We start from the raw sequence: 268 nt of genomic DNA on the forward strand, positions 1-268 counted from the left end.
CATCAATAAGAGTTAATCCTTCATTTGTAAAGTCATCTGAAAGAACAAGATTTTTCATAATTTGATTATCTGAATTGACTGTTATGTTCCAGCTTAACTCTTGATTCTGATAATCAACATTATTGAAGGACTTTGATAGAATTTGCTGACCAATATTTCGAGAAGCACTTGAACTCTCAGTACCAGCTGTAACATCATTCGTAATTTTTTCATTCGTATAGACGCGATCTTTCGCACGTGTTTCATAGGTTACTTTATAAGCTGAAGA

At 32.8% G+C, this 268-nt stretch carries 1 protein-coding gene; it reads right to left on the minus strand.

The window, feature by feature from the left end:
• On the minus strand, window positions 1-268 hold a 268-nt coding region (locus tag Q4550_RS23505), incomplete at both ends, for a hypothetical protein (protein ID WP_303536636.1).

It is taken from the genome of Anaerobacillus sp. 1_MG-2023, from assembly GCF_030547345.1.
Classification (GTDB): Bacteria; Bacillota; Bacilli; order Bacillales; family Guptibacillaceae; genus Guptibacillus; species Guptibacillus hwajinpoensis_B.